This window comes from Bacillus sp. JJ1474 (assembly GCF_036965225.1).
Taxonomy (GTDB): Bacteria; Bacillota; Bacilli; order Bacillales; family Cytobacillaceae; genus Cytobacillus.
Map to the genome: position 1 here is coordinate 1 of NZ_JBALPC010000236.1, position 14,746 is coordinate 14,746.

Consider the following 14,746-nt stretch of genomic DNA (forward strand, 5'->3'; position numbering starts at 1 on the left):
GAATAATTCTGTATGCTTTTTTTCTTGCTTCCAAAGTGATAATATATTAATCTAAATATATTAAATTTTTTGAATATTATTGACTGTTTACTTCGTAAAATGATAATATAACGATATATTTACGCTATCTACGTTATTTATCATATAAAAGATGCTTTATACATAGGTAGTCCACACTGCAATTTTTGCAGTGTTTAATATTTATTATAAAGAGGGGGTATTTCAAGATGAAAAGGTCTTTAAAAGTTTTATTCTTCCTATTGGCAGCAGTTCTGCTCATGCTTAGTGCATGTGGAAAAGAGGAGGCAGCCCAACCTGCTGAGGCTGAAAAAGGAAAAGAGGAAGCAGCCCAACCTGCTGAGGCCGAAAAAGAAAAAGAACAGGAAAAACAGAAGATTGGCATTACCCAGTTTGTTGCCCACCCTTCCTTAGATGCTGCAACAGAAGGATTTAAAAAGGCATTAGAGGATGAAGGATTTAAAGAAGGGGAAAATGTGGAATTTAACTTCCAAAACGCACAAGCTGATATGAATAATACACAGACAATTGCCAATAACTTTGTTGGCGATAAGGTTGATTTAATTTTTGCCAATGCCACTCCAAGTGCAGTTAGTGCTCTAAATGCAACGAAGGATATACCAATTCTGTTTACATCTGTAACCGATCCAGTCGGAGCGGGTCTTGTAGAGGCATTCGATAAACCAGGCGATAACATTACAGGTACAACGGATAATCATCCGGAGGGTACCGCAAAGACCATTCATTTTATCATTGATGAAGCTGGAGCGAAGACGATTGGCGTCATTTATAATGCAGGTGAACAAAATTCTGAGGTGCAGGTTGCAGAAGTGAAGAAACTTGCTGAAGCGAAGGGTGCAACGATCGTTGAAGCCTCCGTATCAACATCTGCCGAAGTAAAGCAGGCTACTGAATCATTAGTAGGCAGAGTAGATGCCATTTATGTCCCGACAGATAATACGGTTGTTTCTGCTTTAGAATCTGTTATATCAGTTGCGGATAGTGAGAAGCTGCCGCTATTCGTTGGTGAGCTTGACTCTATGAAGCGTGGGGCGGTTGCAGCAAGTGGCTTTAGCTACTATGATCTCGGCTACCAGACTGGAAAAATGGCTGCAGAAATTTTAAAAGGTAATAAAAAGCCATCAGACATACCGGTTGAACTTCCAAGCAGTTTAACATTAATGATTAATAAGAAAGCTGCTGAACAGCAGGGACTTGATGTAAAGCAAGAATGGGAGAAAATTGCGGAGTTTTATGAAGGCGAATAACAGAGGGTGTGATTCATAATGTTCACGGCAGTATTTGGAGCGTTTGAAGCTGGAATTATCTATGCGATTATGGCACTCGGAGTTTATTTATCATTTCGAGTGCTGGATTTTCCAGACTTAACGGTAGATGGAAGCTTTGTAACAGGCGCGGCTGTTGCAGCGACAATGATTGTTAGCGGGATAAATCCATTTCTAGCCACTGTTTTCGCACTTGTCGCTGGGTTTGCTGCAGGCTGTATTACGGGTGTCCTTCATACGTTCGGAAAGATCAATGCTCTCCTATCTGGGATATTAATGATGATTGCTCTTTATTCGATTAATCTCCGAATTATGGGGAAATCAAACGTTCCGTTATTGAATACAGAAACAGCTATAACAAATGTTAGAGATACTTGGGATAAAACGGGGTTAAACTCCTTTTTTAATAGTATTCTTTCTGCAGTGGGACTTGGAGATAGCTTGCCAAGGACATGGGGTATATTAATTTTCATGTTGATTGTTACCTTTTTGATCAAATTCCTAACAGATAAGTTTCTGCAGACTGAAATTGGGCTGGCTATAAGAGCGACTGGTGACAATAAGCGAATGATTAGAAGCTTATCAGCTAATACAAATTTAACAGTCATTCTAGGACTTGGCCTTTCCAACTCCATGGTTGCATTTTCTGGAGCGCTAATAGCCCAGCAGGGTGGCTTTGCTGATGTTGGGATGGGCATTGGGATGATTATTATTGGGCTGGCATCAGTCATTATCGGAGAGGCGCTGTTTGGAACAAAAACCATTGCAAGAACAACATTAGCGGTTATCGGCGGCGCAATTATTTACCGAATCGTTGTGACACTTGCTTTGAGGGTAGATTTCCTTGAGCCTGGTGATATGAAATTAATTACGGCAACGATCGTTATTTTAGCTCTCATTCTTCCAAAAATAATTGACTCTTCAAAAGAGAAAAAGAGGAAAGCGAGAAAACAAGCGGAAAGCTTGGCCATGAGTAATATCCCTTCGGATAGAAAGGAGGGGCCATATGCTTGAGCTCAAACACATTCATAAAATTTTTAATCAAGGAACACCTGACGAGAAAATTGCCTTAGATCGTATTCATTTAAAGTTAAATAAAGGAGATTTTGTTACCGTAATAGGCAGTAATGGGGCTGGAAAATCAACCTTAATGAATATGATCTCTGGCGTCATGATTCCTGACGTTGGCACTGTATCTATTGATGGACAGAATGTTACGATGATGTCGGAATACAAAAGAGCAAAGTTAATTGGGCGTGTGTTTCAAGACCCAATGGCTGGTACTGCTCCGAGTATGACGATTGAAGAAAATTTAGCAATGGCTTATTCCAGAAATAAGCAGAGAACGTTACGAAAAGGGGTTACGAAGAAAAGAAAAGAATATTTTCAAGAAGTGCTCCAAACGCTACATTTAGGGTTAGAGAATCGGCTCACGGCTAAAGTTGGATTGCTATCAGGAGGAGAAAGGCAGGCACTCTCATTATTGATGGCCACATTTACAGAGCCGGCAATCCTTTTGCTGGATGAGCATACAGCCGCCCTTGACCCAGCACGTGCCGAGCTCATCACGAATTTAACAAAGGAAATTGTAGAAAAATACAATCTGACGACATTAATGGTCACTCATAATATGCAGCAAGCTCTTGATTTAGGCAATAGACTAATTATGATGGATAAAGGTCAAATAATCTTGCAGGTAGAAGAGGATCAAAAAGGAAACTTAACGATAGAACAGTTATTAAATGAGTTTCAGAGAATTCGAGGTTCGAAAATGGCAAGTGATCGGGCTTTATTATCTTAATATTGAACGTAAAAAGGATTAATTAGGGATTGTTCACTAATTAATCCTTTTTTTTATGTTTGGACCATATTATAGAGAAGAAAGAATTTTTTAAAATTTTACAATTTATTGACTATTCATTATACGAAATGGTATCATATCGTTAATTAAACGTCATACTTATTATTGTATAAACTATGGAGGGATCGAATGAAACCAGGTTTAACGGCAGGTTATTCGGTTGCGATCGAGGCAGTAGTGACTCCTGAAATGTTTGCTCAATTCGAAGGCAAAGTTGTTCATCCTACATATTCGACTGTGATGATGATCTACCATATGGAATGGGCATCTAGGCAAATCATTTTGCCTTTTTTAGAAGAGCATGAGGAAGGAATGGGGATTTCTGTTTCAGCTAAACATATATTGCCAGCACCAGAAGGTTCTAACTTGAAAATAAAGGCGGTCCTAACTGAAAAGAACGACAATAAGATTATGACCGATGTTTTTGTTATCCATGATACAAAGCTTATTGGCACAGGGGAGGTTACGCAGGCAATCATTCCGAAAACTAAAATTATGAGCATGCTATTATAATTCTGGCAGTAGTTTACTTAATCTATTATTTTTTAAACGAGCAAACCTATTAGTAAAGCAAGTTTAAAGATGGCTATGGTTGTAAGCGTTAACATAATGTTTAGGGGGAATTGTTCATGAATTTGTTTTCGAAGATAAAAGACCATGAACAGGTTGTATTTTGTAATGATGAGTTAACTGGCTTAAAGGCTATTATTGCGATCCATAGTACAAAACTCGGTCCAGCCCTAGGAGGCTGCAGGATGCTCCCTTACTCAAGTGAAGAGGATGCACTGGAAGATGTTCTGCGTCTTTCGCGAGGTATGACATATAAATGTGCTGCTGCGGATGTTGATTTTGGCGGAGGTAAAGCAGTTATAATTGGCGATCCTCATAAAGATAAGACACCGGAGCTATTCCGTGCGTTCGGCCAGTTCGTAGAATCATTGAATGGAAGATTCTATACGGGAACAGATATGGGGACTTCACCAGATGATTTCATTCATGCATTAAGGGAAACAAATTGTATCGTTGGCGTTGATGAAGTATACGGAGGAAGCGGGGACTCATCTGTGCCGACTGCACAAGGAGTTATTTATGGAATTCAAGCAACAAATAAGATATTAACTGGAGCTGATCATCTCAGCGGAAAAAGCTATGCGATTCAGGGACTTGGAAAAGTGGGATACAAGGTAGCTGAAAGGCTGCTGGAGGAAGGCGCGGATTTATACGTAACGGACATTAATCAGCAAGCAATCGATAAGCTGCTTTCTAAAGCAAAAACTCTCGGAGCAGCTGTTAAAGCTTTATCAAGTAAAGAGATTTATGGGGCAAACGCAGATATTTTTATTCCATGTGCAATGGGTGGAATAATTAATGACGAAACGATTCAGCAATTATCCGTAAAGGCCGTTGTCGGTTCAGCTAATAACCAGCTTTTGGAGCTTCATCATGCACAAAAGCTAATGGATAAAGGGATTATATTTGCACCTGATTATATTGTTAATTCCGGCGGATTAATTCAGGTAGCGGATGAGCTGTATACACCGAATAAAGAAAGAGTCTTGCAAAAAACAAAAGCCATTTATAACTCTCTTCTCCATATTTACGAGTACGCAAATGCAGAAGGAATAACAACAGTGGAAGCTGCAAATCAATTTTGTGAAAGTCGCATTGAGGCGAGAGTACGCCGGAATAGCTTTTTTTCTCACAAGAAACGTCCAAAATGGGAAGTGAGGACTTAACTTTTTTGCTGTAATAACAACATTAATAATGTGGTAATGATTATTTTATTTTTGTTTAGCCCTAATAGTCTCTAAAAATATTTAGCAAAGGGTGAGAAAATGGACATTCAGTTTCCGATGCTTCAAGTAATGGATCCAAACGGACAAATAGCAGCATCAGAATATAAGGAGAAGATTACAGAGGAATTGGCCAGAAATTTTTATAGGCAGCTCGTAAGAATCCGCCTTTTTGATCGAAAGGCCGTGAGTCTCCAGCGACAAGGAAGGATAGGCACATATGCACCATTCGAAGGACAGGAGGCTTCCCAGGTAGGAAGTGCGCTTGCATTAAACGAATCAGATTGGATGTTCCCTACGTACCGTGATCATGGGGCAGCCTTCGTTTTTGGCCACTCATTAAGGAATATTCTTTTATTCTGGAATGGACGAAACGAAGGGTGTGTCCCTCCGGCTGGAAAAAAGATTTTTCCTCCAGGTATCCCGATTGCCACCCAGATTCCACACGCAGCCGGAGCAGCTTTGGCAGAAAAGAAAAAAGGAACGACCCATGCAGCCATTGCTTACTTTGGGGATGGTGCCACATCTGAAGGGGATTTTCATGAAGGGCTTAATTTTGCAAGTGTATTTAAAGCGCCAGTCGTTTTCTTTAATCAAAATAACCAATTTGCAATCTCCGTCCCAATCAACAAGCAAATGAATTCCAAGACCATTGCACAAAAGGGCTTAGCCTATGATATTCCGGGTGTCCGGATCGATGGAAACGATGTTTTTATTGTTTATTTTGAAACGTTAAAGGCATTGGAGAGAGCGAGAAAGGGTGAAGGACCGACATTAATTGAAGCTGTCACATGGAGATATGGGGCTCATACGACCGCTGATGATCCATCGAAATACCGCTGCCAAGTGGAGAGCAATGGCCGCCGATCAGAAACAGATCCTATTCTCCGCCTTGAAAGGTGGATGAAAAATGAAGGATTATATGATGAAAAATGGGTGCGTGACATGGAAGAGGAAGCTACACATGAAATAGAAAAAGCCGTTGTGGAAATGGAAGATTTTCCGCCTGCTGACCCTGCTAATATATTTGATTATGTTTTTGCGGAGCCGACTTGGCAAATTACTCAGCAAAAAGAGGAGTATTTAAAATTTATAGGAGGTGAAGGGAGATGAGTACTGCGATCAAAACCAAAACGCTTACACTCATACAAGCTATTACCGATGCTCTGGATACAATGCTTGAGAAAAGGCCAGAAGTATTGCTGTTAGGAGAAGACATTGGAAAAAATGGTGGGGTATTTCGCGCCACTGAAGGTCTTCAGGAAAAATACGGGGCTGACCGGGTCATTGATACGCCTTTAAGTGAAGCGGGTTTCGTTGGTGCAGGAATTGGAATGGCGGTTAATGGATTTTTACCTGTCATTGAAATTCAGTTTCTTAGCTTTATTTATCCTGCCTATGAGCAAATTATGACACACGCTTCAAGACTAAGGATGAGGACAATGGGGCACTTTACTGTTCCAATGGTCATCCGCGCTCCATATGGTGCAGGTGTCAGAGCTCCTGAAATTCATTGCGATAGCCCGGAAGCTATATTTACCCATATGCCAGGAATAAAAGTTGTATGCCCGTCCAGCCCATATGATGCGAAGGGATTGCTTATTGCAGCGATTGAGGATCCAGATCCTGTATTATTTATGGAACCAATGAGGTGTTACCGTTCTGGCAGAGAAGAAGTGCCGGAAGGAAAATACACGATAGAAATAGGCAAAGGAAAAAAAATGCTGGAAGGGGACGATGTGTCCATCATTACTTGGGGAGCTATGGTCCCGATTGTCATGAAAGCAGCGAAAGAAATGAAAGATCAAGGCATCCATTGTGATGTTATTGATTTAAGAACTTTATACCCGATCGATAAAGACATCATTGCTGAATCAGTTCAAAATACTGGCCGTACTGTTATTGTTCATGAGGCACATGCCACTGGAGGAGTTGGGAATGATGTATTAGCCATCATCAACGATACTTCATTTTTGTATCAAAAAGCACCTGTAGAGAGGGTGACTGGATTTGATACCCCTGTTCCATACTTTGGATTTGAAGATCATTATTTACCGACTGCTGATCGAGTGAAATTTGCTATTCATAAAGTCATGTCGTTTTAGGAGGGATGGAATGGAAGTCAAATTACATGATATTGGAGAAGGAATGACCGAAGCAGATATTAATTGCTTTTTAGTTAAGGCAGGTGATTTTGTCCGGGCCGATGAACCAATCATTGAAATCCAAACAGACAAAATGACCGCGGAAATTCCTGCACCGCGTACGGGATATATTCGAGAATTTAAAGTTGAAATAGGGCAGACCGTACCTGTTGGGACAACTTTATTAATCTTAGAAGAGGAAGGGAGCTTAAATAATCAATCTGTAGCACCCCCTAAAATGGTCGCCAATCATACTATGACTATTGCAAAAGACAATAAAAAGCGTATTCTTGCTTCACCTTTTACTAGAAAAATTGCGAGGGAAAACGGCATTCGTATTGAGAGTGTTAATGGTTCTGGACTAGCTGGAAGAATCACAGATGAAGATATTTATCAATTAATGGCTTCTTCACAACAACAGGAATCCGATAGAAGCAGCCAAAAAACAAGAAATGCGACAGTAGCACCTGCAGAACTATCCCCATTAAAATCAGACACCATTCCTTTCAGAGGAAGAAGGAAGCAAATTGCGAAAAAAATGATTCAATCTTTAAATACAATTCCCCATTGTACTCATTTTGAAGAAGTGGATGTTACCGAACTAATTCAATTTAGAGCTGAGTTAAAGAAAATCAATCAAACGATATCTGCAACTGCCTTTTTCATAAAAGCTTTATCTATTTGTCTATTAGAATTTCCTATTTTTAATAGTCGGCTTGACGAGGAAAATGAAGTTATTTATCTCCAAAAAGAACACCATATTGGAATGGCAGTAGATGCAGAAGCGGGTTTAATCGTTCCCGTTCTTCGACACGTTGAGAAGAAATCCATTCGAGTTATTCATGACGAAATGAAAATGTTAACGGAAAAAGCTTTAGCCAATCAATTAAGCATGAAGGATATAACCGGCGGAACATTTACGATTAGTAATGTTGGTCCTCTAGGTGGAAGCTTTGGGGCTACACCGATTATTCAACATCCTGAAGTGTCACTCATATCCTTTCATAAGACGAAGAAAATGCCAATAGTAACAGATGATGATCAAATCGTGATCCGGTCCATCATGAATATTTCCATGTCCTTTGATCATCGTGTAGTAGACGGGGCGAGTGCTGTCCGTTTTACAAATCGGTTTTCACAATTAATTCAAAATCCAAAAATGCTTTTGCTGGAGTTGGTGTAAATGGTTGTCGGCGACCTTGCTCATGAACGTGATTTAATAATTATCGGCGGTGGACCAGGAGGATATCATGCGGCAATTCGAGCTGCTCAGCTTGGACAATCGGTTACGCTGATCGAAAAGGGAGAAATCGGAGGTGTATGCCTAAATAAGGGCTGTATCCCGTCTAAAGTCCTGACCCATGGCGCTGCTAAATACGAATCCTTGAAAGAAATGAATGAACTCGGAATTGAAGCTGGCAGTGTTAAGTTTAATATGGATAAGCTTCAAGCTTACAAAAATAAAACGATTAATCAGCTTCGAGATGGTGTCCTTTCCTTATGTAAAGCGAATAAGGTTGAAATCATTCGCGGATCGGCGTTTTTTCTATCAGAAGATCAGATTGGTGTTGAAAATGGGGATCAATATGATATTTTTCGTTTTAACCATGCGATCATTGCTACTGGGAGCTCTCCGAAACCACCGGAAGGAATACAAATTGATCATGAAAGAGTTCTAAATTCTTGGTCGATCACCAATCTTGAAATAGTGCCTGAAAAGCTTTTTGTTTATGGTCATGACTATATTGCCTTAGAAATAGCGATGGCCTTTAACGCTATTGGCTCTGAAGTTGTACTTATAAACGAACATGATGACTTCATGTTAGATTCATCGATAAACCGTGAGCTTATTCGAATATTAAAGAAAAAACATATTCAAGTACTCAAAAGCAACTTCATTTCAGAAGCATATACTAAGGATGAACAAGTAAGCATTTTTATAAAAAATAAGACAGGCACAGAAGAAATAACGGGTTCACATTTATTTGTTTCCGGCAGACAAATCCCAAACACAGATCAATTAGGGATTAATCGGTTAGGGATAGAAACTGCTAAAAACGGATTTATAGTCGTTAATCACGAGTGCCGTACTTCAAAGAATCATATATTTGCCATTGGTGATGTGACAGAAGGTCCATGTTTAGCTGTTAAAGCCATTAAGCAGGGCAAGACAGCTGCAGAAGCAATTGCAGGTATAAGAACTGAGGCAGATTTGCGTTTTCTGCCAATCATAGCTCATACTAGCCCTCCTATTGCCTATGTAGGTCTAACTGAGGAAGAAGCCATTAGGCAAGGGCACTCAGTAGATACAGCGCATTTTCCATTATCTGCGAATGGCTATGCTGCCATCCTTGGAAAAAAAGAAGGAATGATTAAAGTAATTTTCGATAAGGATCATCATCTCTTACTTGGAATGCACATCATTGGATATGGGGCCGTTGAACTAATTTCCAGCGGAGTATTCTCGCTTGAAATGGCTGCAAGAGATGAGGATTTGCTGTTCCCCTTATACCCGCATCCAAGCTTAAACGAAGGGTTACTAGAGGCAGTAGAAGCAATAAAAAACCAAGCCATCCACCTACCTCCAAATTTGATGAAAAAATAAAGGTTTAAATAGCACGTTCCTTTAATGCAGATGTGCATTATAGCTTTAACATGTACTCTTGAGAACATTGTCACTATTCATATAATATTAATTCAGAAAATTATAAATTTATGAATTAGGGGGATCTAGAATGAAAGAAAAAATCACGGAAAGCAAGCAGAAAGTGGAGGATTTTTTTCCGGTAAAGGAAGTTGATTATTTAGAAATTTACTCGGGCAATGCAAAACAATCCTGTTACTTTTTTTGCTCCGCTTTTGGCTTTAAGCCTGTGGCATATTCTGGGCTTGAGACGGGTAATAGAGAAACCGTTTCCTATGTTCTTCAGCAAAGAAAAATTCGTCTCGTCATTACAGGCTCCTTAACCGAAGCGAGCAGAGTCTCATCATTTGTGAAAAAGCATGGGGACGGAGTAAAGGATGTTGCTTTAACGGTAGATGATGTGGAAAAAGCATATAAAGAAGCTGTTTCAAGAGGGGCAATTGAAATTATGCCTCCGTTCGAAATCAAGGATGAGCATGGTACTGTTAAAAAGGCTGTCATCGGAACATATGGGGATACGATCCACACTTTAGTAGAACGGAATAACTATAAAGGTGTTTTCATGCCAGGTTATGAACCAATTAATATGAATATACCAATTGAAGATGCAGGTTTTATTGGAATTGATCATGTTGTCGGCAATGTGGAAAGTATGGAAGAGTGGGTTAGTTATTATGCAAATGTTATGGGTTTTAAAGAGATGACACACTTCACGGACAAAGATATTAGTACGGAATATTCTGCATTGATGTCTAAGGTCATGCATAATGGCGGCAGAATTAAATTCCCGATAAACGAGCCTGCTGAAGGAAAACGTAAATCACAAATTGAAGAGTATCTAGAATTTTACAATGGACCAGGTGTTCAGCATCTAGCGCTTCTAACAGAAGATATTGTCAGTACGGTCAGCATACTTCGCAAAAATGGAGTAGAATTCTTGAATACACCTGCCGCCTATTATGATGAGGCTTTATCGAAGCGTGTCGGCAAAATTGATGAGGAAATTGAAAAGCTTAAAGAACTAAGTATTTTAGTAGATCGTGATGATGAGGGTTATTTACTGCAAATCTTTACGAAGCCAGTTGTTGATAGACCAACATTATTTATTGAAGTGATCCAGCGTAAAGGCGCAAGAGGATTTGGTGAAGGGAATTTCAAGGCTTTGTTTGAATCCATTGAACGAGAGCAGGAAAGAAGAGGTAATCTATAACTTTATGGTCAAAATCAAAACAAAAAGTATACTAGAAGAAATTCAATCATATCCCCTTGGGCTTTCGCCAGACGAAATAAAAGAGAAGTACAATCTAAATAGAGTGTGGAAAATGTCTGATAATGAAAACGTTTATGGGTGCTCACCAAAGGTAAAAGAAGCTATTCATCAGCATTTGCAAACGCTGCATTTATATCCGGACGGAAACACTTCCGAGTTAGTAAGCGGGCTCGCTTATTTTTACAACCTCGAGGAAGATCAGTTTTTCGCTGGGAACGGATCAGACGAAATCATTAGACTGCTTACCCGTGCTTATATTAACAAAGGTGATGAGGCTTTGATGGCTGACATCACCTTTCCCCGATATGAAACAAATGTTGTGATAGAGGGCGGGACTGCGGTCAAAGTCCCTTTGGCAAACGGAATTCATAATTTATCAGCTATGCTTGATATGATTACACCAAAAACGAAAATGATATTTATTTGCAATCCTAATAATCCTACAGGAACGATTGTAGGAAAAGAGGAGTTAAATAACTTTATTGAAAACATCCCAGAAAATGTCCTAATCGTTCTGGATGAGGCTTATTACGAATATGCGACAACCGAGCAATATTTACAATCCATTCCTATTCTGGAAGCGCATCCAAATTTAATCATTTTAAGAACCTTTTCAAAAATATATGGGCTAGCCGGGCTGCGTGTTGGGTACGGAATGATGCATCCATCTATTGTAAAAGAACTAAATAAAGTAAAAGAAGTGTTTAATGTAAATCAGCTAGCTCAAGCAGCAGCTGTTCGGGCAATAGAGGCCCAAGAGTTTATCACAGAATGTGCCGAAAAAAACGCTAAGGAAAGAATTTTTATCACTGAACAGCTACGGAAATTAGAATTAGAATTTTTCCCTTCCGAAGCAAATTTTCTATTTGTTTATAGCCAGTATTCATTGTCAAAAGGGTTGATTTCGAATGGGTTTCTCGTAAGACCGATGAAGCTCAGCGGCTATGCTGATGCATTTAGATTCACTTTAGGCACAAGGGCTGATAATGTAGCTTTCCTTCAAGCACTTAGGCGAATCTTAAAAGATGGGCGGTGTGAGGATGGAAATAACACCAGGGAATCTTGAATGGAGAGAGGCATATAAGCTATTAGTTGGTTCTATTTTACCGCGCCCAATTGCTTTTGTTACAACGATAGATAAACAAGGGATTGTCAATGCAGCCCCATTTAGCTTCTTTACGGCCATTTGTGCGGATCCGATGCTGATTTGCTTCTCGCCAATGAGGAGAGGTACTGATGGAGCAAAAAAGGATACCCTTACGAACATTGAAGCCAGAAAAGAATTTGTTATTAATATTGTCAGCGAGGATTTTGTGGAGAAGATGAATTTGTGTGCAACAGAGTTTCCCGCTGAGATAGACGAATTAGATGTAGCGGGCCTTACAAAATTAAACAGCCATATAGTAAAGCCACCAAGAATAGGAGAGTCCAAGATCCACCTTGAGTGTACGCTTTATGAGGCTCTTCACTTTGGCGAACAGGCAGGAGCTGGCAGTCTAGTAATTGGAAAGGTTGAACATGTTCATGTTGCTGATGAACTCTATGAAAAAGGAAGAATAAACACGGAGAGATTAGAGCCTATAGGTCGGCTTGCAGGTCAAATGTATACGAAGCCATTGGCAGATACGTTTGAATTAATCCGTAAAATAAATCCAGGGTGATGATATGAAATTTGTAACCTTTCAAAAAGAGGACGGTTCTATTAGAGCGGGCTGGATGATTGGTCACAGCCATGTGATGGATATGCATGAAGCCTCAAATGGAGTACTGCCTAAAGACATGCTTTCTTTTCTGGAAAACCATCCGTACTTTCTAACCTATATATCTTCTAAACTATCAACTACAGATCATGGCGTGTATCCCCTAGAAAAAGTGATACTTAAAGCACCACTGCCAAACCCTAAAAGCTTTCGGGATTTTTATGCATTTGAAGAACATGTAAAAACCGCTAGAGAAAACCGTGGTTTAGAAATGATTCCAGAATGGTATGACATTCCCGTCTTTTACTTTTCTAATCATTTAGCCATTAAAGGGCCGAATGAAATGATCACTAGACCAAAACATTGTTATTGGCTTGATTATGAATTGGAAATTGCTTGCGTGATTGGAAAGGAAGGAAAGGACATTAAGGCTGTGAATGCGGACGATTATATTTTTGGCTATTGCATATTGAATGACTGGAGTGCGAGAGACATTCAGAGAAAAGAAATGAAGATCGGACTAGGTCCTGCGAAAGGAAAGGATTTTGCAACATCAATAGGCCCATATATAGTAACAAAGGATGAGTTAGAAAAGTACCGCATCGAAAATGGATATGACTTATCGATGACAGCAAAGGTGAATGATGTTCTGCTTTCAGAGGGTAATATGAGTGATATTTATTATTCATTTGCTGAAATGATTGAAAGGGCATCAGACGGAGTAACCTTATACCCTGGTGACTTAATTGGTTCTGGAACAGTGGGAAGCGGCTGTATATTAGAGCTCGGGACAGATGTCCACCGCTGGCTGGAGCCTGGTGATGAAGTCGAACTAGAAATAACCGCACTCGGTGCTATAAAAAACATTATCGAATAAAGTGAGGTGGAAAAATGATTTACAGGCAGATGGGGAAAATCCCTCACAAGCGCCACACGATGTTTAAAAAAGAGGACGGCAGTCTTTATAGAGAACAAGTTATGGGAACAAAAGGCTTTTCTGGAACTCAATCAATTCTTTATCATCATTACATGCCAACAGAAGTAGTCCGTTCGGAACTAATCGGCAAATATTTGCCAGAGTATGAGGACCAAGCACCACTAAAGCACAGGCATCTAATGACAGATAAGCTTCAGAAAAAAGGGGATGCGCTAAAAGCGAGAGAATATTTATTAGGGAATGATGATTTGCTTATTGGCACAGCAAAAATAAATCAGCCGATGAAAAGTTTTTACCGGAATGGTGACGGGGATGAAATGATCTTCATTCATTATGGAACTGGGGTTATTGAGACAATGTTTGGAACGATTACTTATTGTCCAGGGGACTATGTAATGATCCCGATCGGTACTATTTACCGAGTCATTCCGGATGCGAATGAAGAGACGAAGGCATTGATTGTTGAGTCTTTTAGCCAAATTGTTTCACCTAGAAGATACCGGAATGAGTTTGGGCAATTATTGGAGCATAGTCCATTTTGTGAGCGGGACATACGCGGGCCAGAGTTTTTAGCAACTTTTGATGAAAAGGGAGAATATGAAGTTATTACAAAGACGAGGGGCTATCTTCATTCTCATGTGCTGAATCATCACCCATTAGATGTTATTGGGTGGGATGGCTATCTCTATCCATGGGTATTCAATATAGAAGATTTCGAGCCGATAACGGGAAGAGTGCATCAGCCGCCGCCTGTTCATCAAACGTTTGAGGGACATAATTTTGTTGTCTGCTCCTTCGTTCCAAGATTGTTCGACTATCATCCTGAAGCCATTCCCGCACCCTATTACCATAGCAATGTAAATAGCGATGAATTACTTTACTATGTAGAAGGGAATTTCATGAGCAGGAAGGGGATTAATAAGGAATCGATTACTCTGCATCCGAGCGGGATTCCTCATGGGCCACATCCAGGTACGACAGAAGCAAGTATCGGGAAGAAGGAAACACTTGAATTAGCTGTTATGATTGATACGTTTAAGCCTCTCCGAGTGGTCAAACAAGCTTTAGCAATTGAAGATGAGAAGTATATGTA

The 14,746-nt window shown here is 39.9% G+C and carries 14 protein-coding genes; all 14 read left to right on the top strand.

The window, feature by feature from the left end:
- Positions 1–227 precede the first annotated feature (227 nt).
- The gene (locus V7164_RS23140) at positions 228–1,286 is read left to right on the top strand and encodes an ABC transporter substrate-binding protein (RefSeq protein ID WP_335346493.1); all 1,059 of its coding nucleotides are present in this window, start codon (positions 228–230) and stop codon (positions 1,284–1,286) included.
- Between the two features lie 18 nt (positions 1,287–1,304).
- Positions 1,305–2,318: an ABC transporter permease gene (locus V7164_RS23145; protein ID WP_335355350.1), complete on the top strand. Its 1,014-nt coding sequence runs from the start codon at positions 1,305–1,307 to the stop codon at positions 2,316–2,318.
- Complete coding sequence (locus V7164_RS23150) at positions 2,311–3,105, top strand: ABC transporter ATP-binding protein (RefSeq protein ID WP_335355351.1); 795 nt, start codon at positions 2,311–2,313, stop codon at positions 3,103–3,105. The genes V7164_RS23145 and V7164_RS23150 overlap by 8 nt, the downstream gene beginning before the upstream one ends.
- Positions 3,106–3,294: 189 nt before the next feature.
- A complete protein-coding gene (locus tag V7164_RS23155) occupies positions 3,295–3,678 on the top strand; it encodes a thioesterase family protein (RefSeq protein WP_335355352.1) in 384 nt (127 codons plus the stop codon).
- 116 nt (positions 3,679–3,794) lie between these two features.
- Complete coding sequence (locus tag V7164_RS23160; protein WP_335355353.1) at positions 3,795–4,901, top strand: Leu/Phe/Val dehydrogenase; 1,107 nt, start codon at positions 3,795–3,797, stop codon at positions 4,899–4,901.
- A gap of 99 nt (positions 4,902–5,000) precedes the next feature.
- Complete coding sequence (gene pdhA, locus V7164_RS23165; RefSeq protein WP_335355354.1) at positions 5,001–6,071, top strand: pyruvate dehydrogenase (acetyl-transferring) E1 component subunit alpha; 1,071 nt, start codon at positions 5,001–5,003, stop codon at positions 6,069–6,071.
- Entirely contained in the window at positions 6,068–7,063 is a 996-nt protein-coding gene (locus V7164_RS23170; protein ID WP_335355355.1) for an alpha-ketoacid dehydrogenase subunit beta, read from the top strand. The genes pdhA and V7164_RS23170 overlap by 4 nt, the downstream gene beginning before the upstream one ends.
- Before the next feature lie 10 nt (positions 7,064–7,073).
- Positions 7,074–8,285: a dihydrolipoamide acetyltransferase family protein gene (locus V7164_RS23175; RefSeq protein ID WP_335355356.1), complete on the top strand. Its 1,212-nt coding sequence runs from the start codon at positions 7,074–7,076 to the stop codon at positions 8,283–8,285.
- Positions 8,286–9,707 carry a dihydrolipoyl dehydrogenase gene (gene lpdA, locus V7164_RS23180; protein WP_335355357.1) on the top strand — a complete coding sequence of 474 codons (1,422 nt, stop codon included), beginning with the start codon at positions 8,286–8,288 and terminating at the stop codon, positions 9,705–9,707.
- A 130-nt stretch (positions 9,708–9,837) separates the two neighbouring features.
- Positions 9,838–10,956, top strand: coding sequence for a 4-hydroxyphenylpyruvate dioxygenase (hppD, locus tag V7164_RS23185; RefSeq protein ID WP_335348137.1), 1,119 nt, complete (start codon positions 9,838–9,840; stop codon positions 10,954–10,956).
- The gene (gene hisC / locus V7164_RS23190; RefSeq protein WP_335355358.1) at positions 10,889–12,082 is read left to right on the top strand and encodes a histidinol-phosphate transaminase; all 1,194 of its coding nucleotides are present in this window, start codon (positions 10,889–10,891) and stop codon (positions 12,080–12,082) included. Before hppD ends, hisC begins: the two co-directional genes overlap by 68 nt.
- Entirely contained in the window at positions 12,057–12,677 is a 621-nt protein-coding gene (locus V7164_RS23195; protein WP_335355359.1) for a flavin reductase family protein, read from the top strand. The genes hisC and V7164_RS23195 overlap by 26 nt, the downstream gene beginning before the upstream one ends.
- A 4-nt stretch (positions 12,678–12,681) precedes the next feature.
- Complete coding sequence (locus V7164_RS23200; protein WP_335355360.1) at positions 12,682–13,593, top strand: fumarylacetoacetate hydrolase family protein; 912 nt, start codon at positions 12,682–12,684, stop codon at positions 13,591–13,593.
- Between the two features lie 14 nt (positions 13,594–13,607).
- A partial coding sequence (locus V7164_RS23205; protein ID WP_335355361.1) for a homogentisate 1,2-dioxygenase occupies positions 13,608–14,746 on the top strand: 1,139 nt, incomplete at its 3' end.